Source organism: Natronococcus sp. JC468 (genome assembly GCF_012163165.1).
GTDB lineage: Archaea > Halobacteriota > Halobacteria > Halobacteriales > Natrialbaceae > Natronococcus > Natronococcus jeotgali.
Window position 1 is genome coordinate 14,175 of sequence record NZ_JAAVUO010000034.1, and the last position, 16,165, is coordinate 30,339.

General features: G+C 57.7%; 12 protein-coding genes. 6 read left to right on the forward strand and 6 right to left on the reverse strand.

Features of this window, described 5'->3' with window-relative positions:
- Positions 1 to 419: 419 nt before the first annotated feature.
- Entirely contained in the window at positions 420 to 899 is a 480-nt protein-coding gene (locus tag GWG54_RS16105; protein WP_167938737.1) for a hypothetical protein, read from the forward strand.
- Here the strand turns inward: GWG54_RS16105 and GWG54_RS16110 are convergent.
- The 4 genes from GWG54_RS16110 to GWG54_RS16125 all read right to left on the reverse strand — a co-directional run bounded on the left by GWG54_RS16110 (position 882) and on the right by GWG54_RS16125 (position 9,779).
- Complete coding sequence (locus GWG54_RS16110) at positions 882 to 4,406, reverse strand: type IV secretion system DNA-binding domain-containing protein (protein WP_167938738.1); 3,525 nt, start codon at positions 4,404 to 4,406, stop codon at positions 882 to 884. The genes GWG54_RS16105 and GWG54_RS16110 overlap by 18 nt on opposite strands.
- Before the next feature lie 307 nt (positions 4,407 to 4,713).
- Positions 4,714 to 7,863 carry a VirB4 family type IV secretion system protein gene (locus GWG54_RS16115; RefSeq protein ID WP_167938739.1) on the reverse strand — a complete coding sequence of 1,050 codons (3,150 nt, stop codon included), beginning with the start codon at positions 7,861 to 7,863 and terminating at the stop codon, positions 4,714 to 4,716.
- A 21-nt stretch (positions 7,864 to 7,884) separates the two neighbouring features.
- The gene (locus GWG54_RS16120) at positions 7,885 to 9,204 is read right to left on the reverse strand and encodes a hypothetical protein (protein ID WP_167938740.1); all 1,320 of its coding nucleotides are present in this window, start codon (positions 9,202 to 9,204) and stop codon (positions 7,885 to 7,887) included.
- Positions 9,205 to 9,275: 71 nt separating this feature from the next.
- The gene (locus tag GWG54_RS16125; protein WP_167938741.1) at positions 9,276 to 9,779 is read right to left on the reverse strand and encodes a hypothetical protein; all 504 of its coding nucleotides are present in this window, start codon (positions 9,777 to 9,779) and stop codon (positions 9,276 to 9,278) included.
- Between the two features lie 124 nt (positions 9,780 to 9,903).
- Here GWG54_RS16125 and GWG54_RS16130 point away from each other — a divergent pair, with 124 nt between their 5' ends.
- Positions 9,904 to 10,203, forward strand: coding sequence for a hypothetical protein (locus GWG54_RS16130; protein ID WP_152424840.1), 300 nt, complete (start codon positions 9,904 to 9,906; stop codon positions 10,201 to 10,203).
- 358 nt (positions 10,204 to 10,561) lie between these two features.
- On the opposite strand, the gene GWG54_RS20960 is transcribed toward GWG54_RS16130, so the two are convergent.
- Entirely contained in the window at positions 10,562 to 11,095 is a 534-nt protein-coding gene (locus GWG54_RS20960; RefSeq protein WP_245242841.1) for a hypothetical protein, read from the reverse strand.
- A gap of 171 nt (positions 11,096 to 11,266) precedes the next feature.
- On the opposite strand from GWG54_RS20960, the gene GWG54_RS20965 reads away from it, so the two are divergent.
- The 3 genes from GWG54_RS20965 to GWG54_RS16145 all read left to right on the forward strand — a co-directional run bounded on the left by GWG54_RS20965 (position 11,267) and on the right by GWG54_RS16145 (position 13,508).
- Positions 11,267 to 11,857, forward strand: coding sequence for a hypothetical protein (locus tag GWG54_RS20965; RefSeq protein WP_245242842.1), 591 nt, complete (start codon positions 11,267 to 11,269; stop codon positions 11,855 to 11,857).
- A gap of 95 nt (positions 11,858 to 11,952) precedes the next feature.
- On the forward strand, positions 11,953 to 12,459 hold the full coding sequence (locus GWG54_RS20970) for a hypothetical protein (protein WP_245242843.1): 507 nt from the start codon (positions 11,953 to 11,955) through the stop codon (positions 12,457 to 12,459).
- 791 nt (positions 12,460 to 13,250) lie between these two features.
- Positions 13,251 to 13,508, forward strand: coding sequence for a hypothetical protein (locus tag GWG54_RS16145; protein WP_167938743.1), 258 nt, complete (start codon positions 13,251 to 13,253; stop codon positions 13,506 to 13,508).
- 230 nt (positions 13,509 to 13,738) lie between these two features.
- Here the strand turns inward: GWG54_RS16145 and GWG54_RS16150 are convergent, their stop codons facing one another.
- Positions 13,739 to 14,131, reverse strand: coding sequence for a hypothetical protein (locus GWG54_RS16150; protein ID WP_167938744.1), 393 nt, complete (start codon positions 14,129 to 14,131; stop codon positions 13,739 to 13,741).
- A gap of 477 nt (positions 14,132 to 14,608) precedes the next feature.
- On the opposite strand from GWG54_RS16150, the gene GWG54_RS16155 reads away from it, so the two are divergent.
- Positions 14,609 to 15,700 (forward strand): polysaccharide deacetylase family protein, encoded by a 1,092-nt coding sequence (locus GWG54_RS16155; protein WP_167938745.1) that lies wholly within the window; start codon positions 14,609 to 14,611, stop codon positions 15,698 to 15,700.
- The last annotated feature ends 465 nt before the right edge of the window (positions 15,701 to 16,165 follow it).

Below are 16,165 nucleotides of genomic sequence, written 5' to 3' on the forward strand. Positions count from 1 at the left end.
AGTAGACCCGGACTGTGTAGCCCTTGGGACTCGAAGAGTCGCTCTCCTCTTGAGTGCTGTCGTCGTGATCGGCCTCGAGGGCGTTTCGGATCGACGTAGGCTGTCTCGTTCTCATTCCTGTCACCCTCCAGGTATCCTCGTGATTGGCATTTTGATCTCCCTCCAAACCGTTGCTTCCCTCGAGGCCGTTGTGTTACTCTTCACTAGGTTGTCGTCGTCCTCCAGGTCGTCGTCGCTCTCGTTCGCTCGAGGAGTCGCTCCGCTGTCTCGAGTTATAGGTTTTCCGAGAGATAGTGGATATCGCTTGATCCCCTGGCTTGGCCTCCCGGCGGTTGTTACAATGCCTATTGTATTCGCTCTATCGAGATTGGGCCTAAATGGGACTTAGATTTATCACTCTCTGGCACATTTGCACTCGTATGAGCGATACTAAGCAATCCGAGAGATCGGTTCCGATTGAGGACGTTGGACCGCAACGAGAGACACTCCTCGAGACGCTCGTGCTCTTAGAGGGAGAGGCTCACACTCCCCGGCTCCGGGAGGCAGATATACCGGACGGGACTGCACTCTATCATCTGGGAAAGCTCGAGGAGTGGGGAGCGATCATGCGAGTGGGAGAGGAGCGCGTCGGGGGAGGAGACAAAGCGACGGTATGGGCGATCACCGACGACGGCCGCGATGCGCTCGAGGAGCTCCGTGATCGAGACGAGACTCCTCCTACGGTATACGAGCTCCAGCGAGAACTCGAGGAAAAAGAGACCCGGATCAACGAGCTTGAGGAGACGCTAGATCGGGTGCGGGCCGAGTTTAACAAGTTCGCTCACGTCGTCGAACAGCATGAGAAAGAGCTCGGCGTCATCGATCGGTCGGAGCTCGAGGAGTTAGACGGATCTGAATAAGCCGCCTTTCTCGCTCTCGTCGCCGTCGTCGTCCAGGGAGTTGGCCTCGGTCTCGGCGGGGATTGGCTCACTACCTTGCTCTTGCTCCGAGACATCGCCGCTCTCCTCGTTGCTCTCCTCGCGATCGCCGTCGTCGGCACCGAGGCTCTCCAGGGGAGCTTTCATACCGTCGACGTAAAGCTGGAGATCGCTAGCTGATAGCGTCTCGTCGCCGTCGGTCTCCGGGACGACGATCACGAACCACTCCTCCCCCGGCTCGGGGATCGCGCCGTCGTCGAACTCGTGCTCCGGAATGATCGGCGTCTTTACCGTTCGGAGCTCTCCATCTCGATCGTCTCCCACCGACGGGTATCGATCGGCGTCGGTAAAGACGCTCTTGGCGTCCGGGAAACGTGCGTGCTCGTTCCCGCTGCCGTCTCGGAGGATATACTCGCCGGTCTCCTCGTTTCGGACCCACACGTCTTCGCGAGTGCCGTCGCGATACACTCTTTCGCCGTCGATCCCCAGGGGACGAAGGTTGTAGAACCGGGTTTCTCCCGGCTCTGTGTGAGAGTTATGTACTCCTCGCGGCACCTCCCCGAGCGTTTTCCAGACGCTTTCGGCCTCGCTCTCCCGGCAAATAAAGAGGCATTTTTGTCCGTCGCTCACGGCGCTCGAGAGGTTCCGAACCGTCTGGCCTTGTTTGCTACTCCCGGTCGATTTCTCAGCCTCGAGAACAGCCTCACGGCCTCCAGTGAGCGCATTGATCGTCGGGTAGTCCTCCTGAAAGTCCTCGAAGGCCTCGGCAATCGCGGCCGGATCTGCGTCGGGACCGGTCTCGAGGAGCGGCGTCGGATCGATCGAGCCGTCCGGAAGTGACTTGTTTCCCTCCCCTTGCTCCGCGATCTCCACACTAACCCCGAGCTCGTTGAGTGCGGGGTATGCGTCCTGGAGAACGAGCGCGTGCAGGCCTCCGCCCGCGCTCTCGTCGGATCCGACGTCCTGGATATCCTGAACGACCTCCTCTCCGACGGAGAGCCATAGCGTGCCGTCTCGATCGCTCTCGGAAAGCTTCGAGTCGGGGATCGGTTTCACAACGTTTCGCCAAAGCCGTTCGCGAGTGTCGATCATGTCACTCTCGAAGCGATCGGCGACAGCGGCGCGGATCGCGTCCTCGCACTTCTCGAGCGGGACGGAGAGGTCGTTCCCCTCGGATCGGAGCGCGACGTCGTGCACGGCTTTCGCAACGTCCTGTTGTAGCGTCTCGTCGGTAGCGGGGGAGACTATCTCGTCGCCGTAGAAGTGGCTTTGAGCGGCTTGCTCCTCGGCGGTCTCGAGTGGATCCCCGTACCGCTCCATAGACTCTTGCTTGAGCTCCTCGAGCTCGGCGTCGGTCCGGCTCTCATCGCCGAGGACGTCCTCGCGAACCTCTCGGATCGGTGGGAACGTATCGATAAGCGTCCCGATATCCTCTGCCTCATTGGTGTACTGAACGAGGTACGCCGAGTATCGGGTCACGTTCTCCAAGTCCTCGGCGTCGGTCTCCCGATACTGAGAGGCCGCATATTGGCTCGAGTTGCCCGGCATTTTGAACGAGAGCCAGATATCGACGTTGTCTTGAATCGCGTCGCGAACAGCCGGCGCGTCCTTGAGCTGGTTGGCCGGACTCTGGCAAGCAAGCGTGCATCGATATCCGAGCCCGCCCCCTTGGGAGAGGATGTGCGGGAGCATGGACTCTCCCGTCGTGAAGTTGTGGACCTCGTCGCCGATGAAGTGAAACGGCGCGTCGTTCTCCGAGAGAAGTTTCGCGAGGTATGTCTCGGCCATGTAGGAGTTAGTGAGCGCCGTTACCTCCGTCTTGCCGGCGTACTCAGGGAAAATGAGAACGATCCACTTCCCGTTATCGACGGCGTCCTGGATCGAGAAACTCGGCTCTCGAGCGGAGATCATCGAGCGAATACTGTCGGGTTGAACGTACTCGTCGAATCGGCCAGCGAGAGGGTTGAGATCGATATTGTCGTCCTCAGCCATGCGTTCGGCCGCTTGACCGATAAACGCGAGCCGGTCGTCGTCCATCCACTCGGAGAACTGCTCGAAGTTGCCCTTATACGAGGCCGCGGCAGCGAGATCGAGGAACGTGCACGTTCGGTCTGATTTGAGCATCCCTCGAGCGAGCGTCCGGGTCACTCGCTTCATCACGGAGCCGACATAGTTATCCGAGCCTCCAGCCTCGGCGACCATCATGGTCGCGACGTCGGCAACGGCGTTTGTGTAGGAGTCGAACGCTCGCGTTCCCGGCTCGATATGACTCGGAATCTCGAGCATATTGAACCGGGGAATATTCTCGTTCTTGTCGTCGAGGTCCACGACGATGAGGTCCTCGTTCGGGCGATCCTCCGGCCACTCGGCGATAAACTCGTCGCCGTCCTGTCCCTTCGGATCGACGATGATCCCGCCCTCGTCGTCCGCGTCGGGATCGTCGGTGAAGCGTCGCATAGCCTGACCCGCGAAGTTGGTAAGAGCGACGGTCTTCCCCATACGAGTCCGGCCGAAAACGCCCTGGTGGGCGTTGAGGTACTCGTCGTAGACCCCGGCCTCGATCCCGTCTTTTTGGCCCCACCCGTACCAGTACGGATCGCCGACGTCGGCCGAGTCGATCATCGCGACTTGCTTCTCGAGCTCGGAGGTCATTTCGCTGACACCGGCGCTCTCGAAATCGAATCGGGGAGTTCCCGGCGGAACGCCCTCTCCGGGCTTTGAAAGCGCCCAGTTGAAGTTTTGCTGATTGATCTCAGCGTTCGGGATATGGACGAACCCGGCGACCTCAGCTTCGGATTTGATAATCCCACGATCCTCCCATTCTCGGGTAATGAGCCGATCGAGACCGTCTCGGAGATCGGAGCCTTTCAATGGGATCGGCTCGAATTTCTGCTCGGTGGCCGTCTCGTAGTAGTTTTCGAACTGGGTAGCGGCCTTCTTCACTCGTCGTCGGGCGACTTGCTCCTCGTTCGAGACGGCGAAGATACGGATATTGACGTTCCAGGCGCGGTCTCCGTGTTGATCGCGAACGATCTTGGCAGCCTTTTTCTCGATATCGGAAGGGGGATGTTCGATTCGAGTCGTCGTGAATAGCCGTCGCTTCTTCTCGTAGCGTGGTTGCTGGAGGTTGTGAGCAATCGTATCGATCCCGGGCCCGCCGTTGACTCCGTGCACCCAGTTGCGCGGTTCCGGCCGGAAGACGACTTGCATGAGGACGTCGGCGCTCGCTTCGCCGTCCTTCTTTGAGTCCTCAATCGCGCTCGTGATTCCACCAAACGGGTCGCGTCGGAATCCCTCGAGCTCGAGGTTCTTGATCGGATAGAGCGTATAGAGGGAGAGATCGAGTTCGGCCCCGGCGACGTACTTCTCGGCGTCGAATGAGAGCGTCTCGACGGGAGCCTGTTCGATCAGCGCGTTCGGGTACTTGTCCTGGAGTTGGCTCTCGAAGGTATTCGCCCACCCCTCGGCGGGGACGTACTGAATGTTCATGCGTTCTCCCGTGTAGCGAATTTCGAACGAGTGAGCTGCCGAGACGTTCTTACGGTCTCGGAACCCCGCGCGTTCGACCTCATAGATCGACTGCATGAAGTCGCGGCCGCTCTCGATTCCTTCGTTATCCTTGAACGGCCGTACCCGAATCGCGGGCCGGTCGTCCTCGTCGGGGAAATCGTCACGAAGGCTCTCGGCAAGTTCGTCGTCGAGTTCAATCGAGCCGAACTCTGAGAGCTTTACCGCTCGATCGTCTCGCTCACTATCCTTCCGTAGCGTCCGGTGGTCACTTCCGAAGAATCCCATGTTAGTAATCACTCCAATTGCGGCGAACGTAGTCATCGAACGATCCATGCTCTCGAGCGGTGTAGTTGAGTACGAGGTCCTCGAAGGGAGCGGCCTCGACATACGTCGGGAACCACCCTTGCTTATCCTGGAGCTGGAGGAGACACTCCGAGAACCCGCGTCCGGATTTCCCTGTCACGAGTTGCTCTTTCACTTCTCTCGCTTGCTTGTCGTTGAGGCCGAACTTGCGAAGGGTCTCGAGGTCGACCTTGGGAGTCCGATAGAGTTGAATGGTCGAACACTGCGCCGTGATCTTGTCTTTGCTCGAGTCGGCGCCGTCGTCGCTCACGAACTCGCTTGGGTGCTGGGAGATAAACCACATACAGGCCTCGTATCGCGCCCATTCACGAGCGGCCTTTTCGAGCCACGAGCTCATCTCGTCGCTATGGAGGAGAAAGTGCGCCTCGTCGATCATAAAGACGCTCTCGCCCTGCGCTCGCTTGATTTTCTCCGAGACTTGGCCGAGCATGAGCTGGAGCATGGCTGATCTCTCTGCGTCACTCTGGCCCTGGAATTGCTGGAGATCGAGGTAAGCCATGTCGACGTCCGGGTCATTGAGGCCGGTCGATGTCTCCCCGACTAGGTGAGCGTATTTTCCGTTCTCGTTGAACCCCGAGAAGTAATCGAGGAGCTGGCTCGCGTGTTGAACCTTCTCGTTGGCTTCGGCCTCATGGCCGGTGTGGGTAAACTCGTGCGGGTCGTCGAGCATATCGCCGAGGACCTCAAGAAAGTCCCGAACGGTCGGACTCTCGTTCGCGTGACTCTCGAGGTCGTGCTGGTAGATCTCCGCTCGAGCATAGGTCTCCTCGAGGGCCTCCTCGATCGTTGAGGTAAACTCCCCGGGTTTGACGCCCTGGGATCGGAGAATCCCGGCGAAGAATTGAGACGCTTCGTCGATTTTCATGCGGTAGGGATCAATCTGTCCGCTCGACTGCCGGAGCCGCTTGGAGACCGGTTGAATGTCGAGCGGGTTGATCGTATCACTGCCGTCGACGACGATGTGCTCCCCGTCGCAGAGCTCCGTGAGACCCTCGAAGCCTCCCTGAGTGTCACACACGATAAGGGTGCGATCGTCGTTCTGGAGGAACCAGCGAGCGGCCGCTTTCGTCGAGCCGTAGGTCTTGCCCGACCGGGATTGGCCGATCGTAATGATGTGGGGCGCGGCTCCCCGGTTGAACGGATCGGCCCGAAGTAGGCTTCCGTTGTGCTCGTTTCGGCCCCAGTCCATGCCGCCGTCCTCTTGGACGGTCTCCGTGCACGGCGGGAATAGCGCGCCGATCGTTCCCCCAAGAACGCGAGTCGTTTTGTCGACGTCGGTGGCCTCGTTGTACCGATCGCGGCCGGTAGGGGATGCACTCTCGAAAGCCTCTCGCTGCCGAGTCGTCGGGGGGAGCGGGATCATGTCCGCGGGCGCTCCGGAAAGCGTCTTTTTGACTCGATCGGAACTGTCTTGGAGCGCCTCCATCTTTGCCCCTTCGAGGCCGTCGATCCCCTGAGCACGCTCGTCGAACTCCTCGAGAGCTTTGAGGGATCCGGCGCGAACAGTAACGTAGCCGTTCGCTCTCCAGGATTGCGTCGACGTTGACCGAAGCATTTCATAGTACATATGATACGCGTCCGAATCGGTATGGACGTCGTCGGCCGTCACGTCCCCGTCCTCGAAGCGTTCGGAGGCCTCGGCACCGATCGCCGCTCGATCGTTCGCGAGCTCGGATATCGTCTCTTTCTTCGGCTCCGGCTCGAAGTGAAAGGTCGTATGGAGATCGACGCCGCGCATGGTATAGAGATCCTCGAGAAAGAGGCTCTCAGGAGCGACGGGCCACTCGGAGATCCAGTAGGTCTTCGCATACTGTTCGCCGACCTCAACGTAACTCCGGTGGACGTCGAAGTGACTCGGCGAGAAAGCCGTCGTCGTCCCTGATTGCACGTCGCTGCCGCCGTCGGCCGCGGCTCTCGAGCGAGTGTCTGAGCTAGGATCGATCGCCGCCTTTGCGTCCTCGTTCCCTGGTTGATCGGCCTTCCATTCCGGCTCCTCCGAGTGAGCCGGATCGCGAAACTTCTTGTCGCCGGGCCATACCGACGGCCCGGAGTGCGTCCGTTTGAATGCGTGCTGGAGCTCGTCGTCCGGGGAGGTCTCCTGTCCGGACCAAAACGAGAGGAGGAGACAAGCGTGCTCGTCGGGGCTAATTCGCTCTCCGGTCACTCCGTCGACCGCATTCACGAGATCTCCCTCGATCGTGTTGAGCCGGTCCTCGAGTTCCTCTTTCATGAGACGGCGACGACGGCGTTCCTCGTTCCCTGTGAGCGGATTGATCGGATCGAGGTAGGAGCGGAGCCCGTTAGACTCGCTCTCTCGGCGAGAGAGTTGCCTTTCTACCTCGCCGGGGGAGACATCGACGACGACGTAATGACTCCATTCGCGGACGTCCCAGGTAGGGACGTCGCTATTCTTGTACCACTTGACGAGATCGAGCAGGTACTTTTTGCTGTATTGCTCGGATCCGGTTTCCGTGAGCTCCTCGAGAGCTCGATCCTCGTAAGCGGCCATAAGTTCGTCAGGATCCGGACGGCGAGTCGTTGAGTGGAACCGGAACCCAAAGTCCCGGATCTCCTCATCAATTACGCGGCCGACTTGGTGCGCTATCTGGTTACGGGAGCTCTCCTCGAGCTGGTACGTATTTCGGCCCTCGAGACGGACGAGGCCAACGAGACGACCATCGTCCATCTCTGCCGTCCCGTCCGCAAAGATCCGTTTGACTCCGTGCTCTCGCTTCTGCTCGAGTTCCTCGTGGCTCCAGGGGAGCGCCCGCTGGAGACTGTGATAGCTAAGTCGATTCTTGACCCGCTCGCGCGGGGAGTTGTACCACCGCGACGTTATCCCGAGCTGCGCTCCGATCATGGTTGCTCCGAGTCCCGCGAGGCCCGGGAGAGCTGCGGGGATCGCACCGTAGCCGATCCACACGTAAGCACTCCCAAGCATGAGTGCGCCGCCTGGAGCGAGCATGAGCGTCTCTTTGAGGTCGAACGGGCCGAATATCTCGTTCGACGTATCGATGTAGGGGAGCGTGATTCGAGAGCCGTTGCGTTCGATCTCTGTGGTTTCGTCGGACATTGTTTTGCCTGATATCGTCGGTCAGTCATCGGCGCGAGTCTTCGAGGCTCGATCGGCGTTGTGCTTGCTTTGCATGAGTGAGAGCGTACTCGAGGAGCGAGAGCTGGAGTTGGAGGAGCTCGACCCCCCTCCGAACGAACCGACCGATCGCGAGGAGCTCGAGGCCGACTCCTTCGAGGAGCCGGAGTACGCTCGTTGTTTAACGTTTCCTCGCGACTTTGACGGGGAGGGAGTGTCCGTCGTCCGGCTCTCCTGGAGCCGGGAACGGAGTCGAGACGCTCCCGAGCGGGCTTTGCTGGTCGCTTGTGTCGAGACTCCGCTCATGCCGAGGCTCACGGCGCTCGCGATCGTTACTTTCCGGAGGACGTAGTACGGGAGCGCGAGGAACGCGATCCCAACTCCGGCGAGCGTCCCGATTAAGCCGATAACGAGCGTCGCCTCTCCGAGAGATCCCCAGGGGAGCGCGAACGTAACCCGGAGGACGAATCCCTGGGTTGCTCGGAGGAGAATGAGCTTTCCGAACGTGATGAGTCCGGCCTCTCCCCAAGACTGGAGCGTCGGAAACGGCGAGACCGTCATTGCCCAGAGAGCGGGCCATGCGGCCACGATAAGCAGGATTGTGAAATAGATCACGACTATGATTACCAGCCCGAGGAAAACCGCGCCGGTCTTGAAGTACAAGAGGATCCCTCCGAAAACGATACCGAGGCCAAGATTCGAGATCTCACCGATATCCGTGAGGAGTTCGTCTCCGCTCGGAGTAAGCGCCATTGTTACCGCGTTCCCTCCGTGTAATCCGAGTGCGAGGAGCGGAATCCCGAAGAGTGGCCCGAGCGCGAACGCTTTCGCGATCTTTCGGTACATTTGCCGCTGCCGTTTCATGTCGCTCATTCCGAGCGCGAATTGAGTCGCGATCACAAGGAGAACCACCGCGAGACCCGACATCATGGCATAAACGCCGAGGATCGAGCTCCAGATCTCATTATCCGGTGAGAACCAACTTCCGGGGTCGTCCGGCTCTCCTGGAGCGGGGAGGCCGAGGAGGAACATATTGAGTTCGCTGATTAGGCTCTCGAGGCCGCCCTTTGCGTCCTCGAAGCCCGACGTGACGATCCCCTTGATGGCCTCCCATGGCGACGGAACGGGGTTGCCGATCGACGGCGTTGCATTCGAAACCCAGTTACCGATCCCTCCGCTGCTCTCGTTGCTTGCGTTCCCCGCGTTCGAAGAGTTGTTCCCGCTCTCATTCCCGATCGAATCACTCGGCGTCGGGACCGTCGTATTGTCCGCTCCTGTTTGCGCCGCGACCGGTGACGCGAGCGACGCTCCGAGCGTTGACACTACCAGGAGCGCAAACAGGATACTGAACAGGGTGTTTCTAATCACTGTAATAATGTGAGGAAACGGCGGTGTTAGAAGCCGAACGGCCAGATCATGAGGACGCCGAGGCTCCAGTCGATGCACGAGAGCGTGCTAATGCCGATAATTTCGAAGAACGGGCCCGCGAGCGCCGGAACGAGCGCCGCGCCGATCGACGTCCCGGCGGACTTGAGGCCCTCTTTGCCCTCGAGGTGCTCCTGCTCTCGCGGCGAATTCATCTTATCGAGCGCCGTCATTCCCTGAAAGACGCCTTTCAGGATGAAGAAAAACGCTGCAAGCGCGAGGACGATCATAACGATCCGCCCGATGTTTGGCCCTCCCGCGCCGCCGCACATGAGGCTCTCGGCGTCGGAGGCTCCGGACTGTGCCGCTGCAGGGATCGCGAACGCCGTGAGCGTTAATCCAGTAGAGATTCCGTAAGTCCGGAGCGTCGACTTATGTCGACGGCCGAACTCCATGAGTCCCGTTTTGAGGTTTGTGAGTCTCTCGTTCGCCGATCCGTTAGTTTCTTCCAAGCCTCCAGTAGTTTGAGGCATATATAACTCTATCTACCTAACCCTTCATATTTGTTTCGGTAGGACGGATAGATATTTATAAGACAAATACATAGAGGACTGTAGAGGAACCAGACATATGTGTCCTCATGCAAAGGTACAGAGTATGCCCCGAGCACTACTCACAGACCGCGAGCGCGACGTTATCAGTGATCCCGAGAATGTCCCGGCCGGTACTCGCACATCACTTATGTCTCGAATAGAGTCGAAAATCGAGGTCATGGCCGAGGACGCAAAGCTACTCCGAGAGAATAATCCCGAGCTTGCGAAAGATCTGCATGAGGCCGTCTGTCGGCAGGAATTTGACGAGAGAGCGGACAACCTCGAGGCCGAACTAGAGGAGGTCAAACGACGACTCGAGGAAATCGAGACTGGATCCGATTCGGAGGGGAGAGATGGGACTTAAAGCCGACCTCGATCGAGCCGCTTGGTTCTGTATCCGATGGGCGGCAGCGAGCCTTTGGCTTGGAATAACGTTCGTTATTGTCGGAGCGTTGTATGGGATCCTCCCCGAGTCGATCACACAGGGGAGAGGAGGGGTATTTCTCCTAGTATGGGCCGTCGTCGCCTATGTCGGCGGTCATTACGGGATTTGGCACCGCTAACCTTCCCCTCCCTAATCCATGTCCGAAAAAACACTCTCACGGCGCTCAGTTATCCGAGCAGCCTCGGCAGCGATCGCCGGAGTCTCGCTTTCCGGGTGTATGCAAATACTCGGCCAGACTCCAAGCTCGGGAGCCTCGGCTTTTGGAGGAAACTCAAGTTCAGAAGGGAGTGCGGGAAACGCCGAGAGTCAGATCACTCCGGCACTCGACCCCGAGGCCTACGCCGATCGCTTCTCGAGCGTTACGAACCTCGTCGAAGATCACGGTGCCGACCCGACTGGTGAGGAGCCGATCGGTGGCGCGCTCTCGAGCGCCTGGAGCGACGACACGCTGATTTTCGTCCCGACGGGCGAGTACAAGATGAATAGCTGGTTCCGGCGCGTCGGCTCTCGGGATGTCGGCTTGATCGGTCAGAACGCCGTGATCCGTCACGGGCGCGTCGACGCGATCGATGGCCACCGGGTCACACGAGGCGAGTACACCGGTAATACGAATCTGTTTAAGCTCGGGGTTCCAGGAACCCCTCACCGCGGCGATCTCGTGTTTGGTGGCTTCATTTTCGACTGGGCGCGGGAGAATGCGGGAATGCAGGGGCTCACAGCTCATGTCGATGGCGATCTCGAGGTCCGGAATATCCTGTTCAACGGAATGCACGACCTCGGAACGCACGGGAATATGCGCGTCGCGACCCACTCCCCGGAGTCGACCGGGCTCGTTGATTCAATTGATATGCGGTGGGGCGGGAAACACTACGAGAATACAATCAACACGCGGTCGACGCGACGCTCTCCAGGACAAGAGAGCGGACCCGGTGCCTCGTGGTCGACGTCGGGGATCACCGGCCACCCGGAAATGCAGGGGACTATGCACCTGAACAACGTGAAATGCGGCGGCTTCCCTGATAACGGGATCTACATCAAGGGCGGGAGCGGGCGGAAGATCCTTACCAATTGCCACGCCGCGAACTCCGGCGTCTCGTCGCTCCGGACCGACGGCGGCACTGACTGGGAACCCGTCGAGTACCTGGATGGAACGACCGATTACGACGAGGCTCGCGAGGGGAAGTACGGCGTCTCGGTGATCGAGAACTCTATTGCTGAGGTCGACCATACGCCGGACGACCATACGTATCTCTCTCAGCGAGGGATCCGCATTAGGAACGACGAGGTTCACGTTCGGAACTGTCACGTTCGGATCGGTGTGAGCGACGGCGGCGGCGCCGGCGGTGGCTACGCGATCGGGGCGCTCGAGGGAACCGACCGAGCCGTGATCGAGAATACGTCGGTCGAACTTACCGAACGCGGCGACGCCTTCTATTTCACGCCGGGGTTCGACTCCGAGCTGCGGAACGTCCAGATCAAAACGACCGGGTGGGACGGCTCTCGAGCGTCAATCATGTCCGGAATGACGCCCGATATGAGCGAGGTCTATCTGAACGGCGAGCAGATTGCATAAACCGTATTTCGCTGATTAGATTCGTTACGTCAGCCGGCCGTCTGACTGAACCACTTGTATGAGCGACTTCTTACGGGCGGTGAGGAGAATCACCGGTGCCGAGACTGACAATTACGATCACCGACGAGCAAGCCGAACTCCTCGAGGAAAAAACGGGGGATGGCGCCGAGTATGAACCAAAGAGCGAGGCGGTGAGACATTTCATCACTGAGTATGAACGGCTCACCGAACGGGTCGGCGAGCTCCAGCAAGAACAGGACCATCTCGAGCGGAAGCTCACCGCGACGAATACGCGGATCGACGAGGTCACTGAGTTAGTCGAGACGTCGACGAGCAGCGAGAGCTCGAGCGCTACCGTGAGCGCCGTGAGCGACTACTCGATCAAGCCGGTGTGTTCACTCGAGCGAAGTGGTGGCTCACCGGCGTCCCGGTCGACGAGCTCGAGGACAACGCCGACGAGCTTGAGGAGAGCGCCGACGACTGAGCCCCGGCTGATCAAACGAACCATGCGCTTTGAGGTCGTTCCAGTTCTCTCGAGATCGCCAACAACCACGTACACTTCTATGACGCCCTCCACGACGGAAACCTGGGGTGGGGTATGAAGAGACGACGGAAACGACGGAAACGAGGGGGGTTGAAAATCACGTCGGAAACACGGGGGGGATCGAAACGACGGAAATCTGGGGTGTGATGTAGAATCGCTATTATTATCTGAACAATTCTTGGTTAACCATACCGGCCGGTCGGCAGACGCGTCGTGATCGTGAGGAGAGCGACGAGGGGTGAGCGTACCCAACGTCGGAGCATTACATACGGCGTGCGAACTGAACGATTGATCCGAATGGGCAAGTAGGGCAACAGCGTCTCGTGAGGAGTTATCTGTCCCTCACTCGTGCAAGTACTTATGAGCTATCCGGAATATATGCCTACTAACTATGTTCGATTTAGAGGGACTTACCTTTGAGGAAGACAAGCGAAATGATTTGACCGAAGGTCGACGACGAAATTTCAAACAGGGATGGACTCGAGCTGTTCAGGGACAAGAATACAAGGGAGTACTTGAAGAACTGACGTGGAATAATCTCGGCTGGCGACTCGGACGCTTGTTCGGGCCCACACCGGATGAACTCCGTGAGGAGATACTCGAGTGGTGTGCCAGACAACGAAAGGCAAACGAGAACGTGCAGTAGCCTCACAGTCTCTAACATCGGAGCCGACCAATTCTCGTGACTGACTTGTGCTGTGGATCCAGCACGGCTCTCTTAATGCCTCTATTAGCTGATGGTGTTCAACGACCGAACGCAATCGAAGTTGTGAGCGGCCTGTTCCGAGCTGGATGTTCTGAGTTGAGGAGTACACAAATTGTTTCATCGATGAGTCTGTAGAGTGATCTATGTCTAATACGAATTCGGCCTCCAATATCGAGAACTGGAACGGTGCCCTTGGTCCACAGTCCGAAAGCGAGCCGTTGTTCTACGAACTCAATGCCGGGGACAACACTGTTCGTCTCGTCGGCCCCTCTCCTGGACAGATCTATGATTATGAGCGGGATGAGTTCGAGCAGCTTGTTGACGAAGGCGAGTGGGTGCTGGCTGAGGACGATTCCGAAAATGAGGTCTTTCGGACGCCTGATGGCGACCAGCCGTACTAACTGATTGCTGTTAGTGGGTTTTTCGGGACCATACCCATTATGGACTGATTGGAGCCATCCGACAGTGAGAGATATCAACTTTCCATAGCTCTGTATACGAGCGATTCCAGGTCTCTGTTAAACATCCATTTAGCAAAGGATACGAGCTCATGGAACGGTTCGCGTACCGATCGTGTTGACCTCAGCGAGTGTTACATACAGGCGAACCACTTAGCGATCAGCTGTAGTACTTACCGTGTACGAAGGTAGACAGCGACGCGAAGTGGAATGAGTATGAGAAATGTCGCTAGCATCGTGAGCACCGTCCACGTGGGGGCGACAGCAAGTCCGAGTTGGACACCCATGCTGAGTACGAAGAGGCCGGCGAACCGGATGCGAAAATCTGCCCAGAGTCGTTGGAACCGCTCGCTCACAAACGAGCTGTACGTCACAGCAATGCCGAGAATCACACCGAGGGTTGTCGCACTGGCAAGTCGTTGTGGTGTAATCGAGATGGTGATTGAGAACGGCTCCCAGTACGCGAGCGTACCGAGTACGACAACCGCCAGCCCTATCCAGAGAAGTTCATAGTAGATGCCTGGCCGAGAATCCGGCTTACCCCACTCTGTTGGAATCACTGACATCTACCGGGACAATACGCCCCATAATGATAAGTGTTCAATCACGTTTTCAGGATCACTGGCACTCGGAATCGTATGGGTTCGACAGCCTTGAAGAAATCTAAGTAGATTGCCACTCCTTGTAAAGTAGGCATGCTCTCTCTCTCCCAGCTGGTTTGTCGAAGGTCAGGGTGAAAACAATTCTGTAGGGACGATTCTATAACATGCCTATGAGGTCGCACTTGTTGACGCGGTAACTTGTCTCATTGGCCTAGCGCCGAGTGCGTTTAGTTCTAAATGGCTGATCAGTATGAAGATACCAAATGCTTCAAGTAGAGTGTTAATTTAGGTTATAATATTAGCAGAATGCAGTCATCAATATGGTATGGTAAACGAGGACAGACAACTTCAGATGGTCGAATCGAAAATACCGCTTCTGTGAATCTTGGCGGAGGGGATAATTGTTGTGTTCGACGACAGACGAGTAGGGTGGTGCGGTAGATGCGCCGGCGGCAGGTCCTTGCCATCACCAGCGTGACTACCGTAGGTGGCGTTGCGTACTGGCACTCTGGGCAAAATACCGATGAATTGGACCAAGAGGGACAAGAGCAAAGAGTAGCTGACTCCGAACGCAACCACACCGGTTCGGAGCCGGCCACACAAGACGGAACTGGCAATGAAACCGAACGCGACGACGAGAACTCAGTTCTCGAGGATAGCGAAGGGATGCTTGTCTTCACGTACGATGACAGCCCGCTCGAGGACTACACGCTCGCCTATGAGGTCCATCAGGAGTATGGCGTTCCCGGTTGTACGGCGGCCTGTCCCGGTCTCATGGAGGAACGAGACGCGTACCTTGATCCTGCCCAGCTTCGAGAGATGCAGGACGACGGGTGGGGGGTCCTGTCCCACACCTACCGCCATAGAGCGCTCGGTCATATCGAACTGACCGAGCCCGCTCGCGAGGGCGACGATCATCTGTATGCCACAGTCAACCGCCACGGTGCCGTGGAGGGTGATCCCCTTACGATTTCTGACGACAAGATCCAGACGACGGCCACAGTCGCCGGACGGGGCAACGACTCAAGCGGAGAGTACATCGAACTCGAGTCACCCCTCACTGAGACCGTCGGTTCATCGGGGGTCGTCAGATATTCCGAGTCGTTTATGCACGAGATTCTCGAGCGAACGAACAATCAACTCGAGTCATGGGGACTAGACGTGACGGGATTCGTGTATCCCTACGGGCGGTACAACGGCCTTGCCGAGGATATTGTCCGGGAACATTATCCTGCAGTCGCGAACCACGGCTACGGCGGTCACAACGAGCTTGTAGGTTTGGATCCGACGACAATGCATCGGATGTACGTCGAGACCGATAAAGCAAGCAAAGATGAGATCGATGCGTTCATGGAAACTGCTGCTGAGAAGACTGTCCTCGCGATCGTCGGAGGTCACTCCCAGTACAATACTCTCACTGCGGACCGAATTCGCTATACTATCGAGACTGCCCTCGAGAATGATCTCGAAATTGTCACCATTGATGAGGCTCTGACCGAACTTGAGCGGCTATCTACCCAAAATCCGTCGTAGGATTTTAAGGATCAATTCTATGCTTCGCCAGACTCCTCAGCAAAGCATTTAGCACCATTGATGTATACCTATTCATCAGTTCATTTGCTGTAGGGATGGTTGTAATCGAAACTATCGGTGATTTCTATGACTCCCTCTAGATAGTGAAAAGTCCACTTACTGTTGGTTTCATAAACACGACTCAGAATACGTTGATAACAGCACTAAAGGCAAAGCCGATGGCCAACGAGAGCGTTGAATAAAGAGTTTGTTTGTTGGTAGCACGAAAAATTCCGGAAAGCATTATTCCGACTGAGCAACCGAAGAGAAAGCCATGAACCGCCGTTTCCTCACTTCCGGCCGCCCTTGGTGATGCTACGAGTTCAACGAAAATTATACCCGTTAAGCCGAACAGCATTTGTCTTTAGCTAAGCCTCACACCTCGGCTGCGTAGCAGTAGCGAGCGTCTCTTGTAAGATCGGCCGT

Bases quoted from the DNA above. Each gene is read 5' to 3' on its own strand.
- GWG54_RS16105 (WP_167938737.1), top strand. From the start codon at position 420: ATGAGCGATACTAAGCAATCCGAGAGATCGGTTCCGATTGAGGACGTT.
- GWG54_RS16110 (WP_167938738.1), bottom strand. From the start codon at position 4,406: ATGAACATTCAGTACGTCCCCGCCGAGGGGTGGGCGAATACCTTCGAG.
- GWG54_RS16115 (WP_167938739.1), bottom strand. From the start codon at position 7,863: ATGTCCGACGAAACCACAGAGATCGAACGCAACGGCTCTCGAATCACG.
- GWG54_RS16125 (WP_167938741.1), bottom strand. From the start codon at position 9,779: ATGCCTCAAACTACTGGAGGCTTGGAAGAAACTAACGGATCGGCGAAC.
- GWG54_RS16130 (WP_152424840.1), top strand. From the start codon at position 9,904: ATGCCCCGAGCACTACTCACAGACCGCGAGCGCGACGTTATCAGTGAT.
- GWG54_RS20965 (WP_245242842.1), top strand. From the start codon at position 11,267: ATGCACCTGAACAACGTGAAATGCGGCGGCTTCCCTGATAACGGGATC.
- GWG54_RS16145 (WP_167938743.1), top strand. From the start codon at position 13,251: ATGTCTAATACGAATTCGGCCTCCAATATCGAGAACTGGAACGGTGCC.
- GWG54_RS16150 (WP_167938744.1), bottom strand. From the start codon at position 14,131: ATGTCAGTGATTCCAACAGAGTGGGGTAAGCCGGATTCTCGGCCAGGC.
- GWG54_RS16155 (WP_167938745.1), top strand. From the start codon at position 14,609: ATGCGCCGGCGGCAGGTCCTTGCCATCACCAGCGTGACTACCGTAGGT.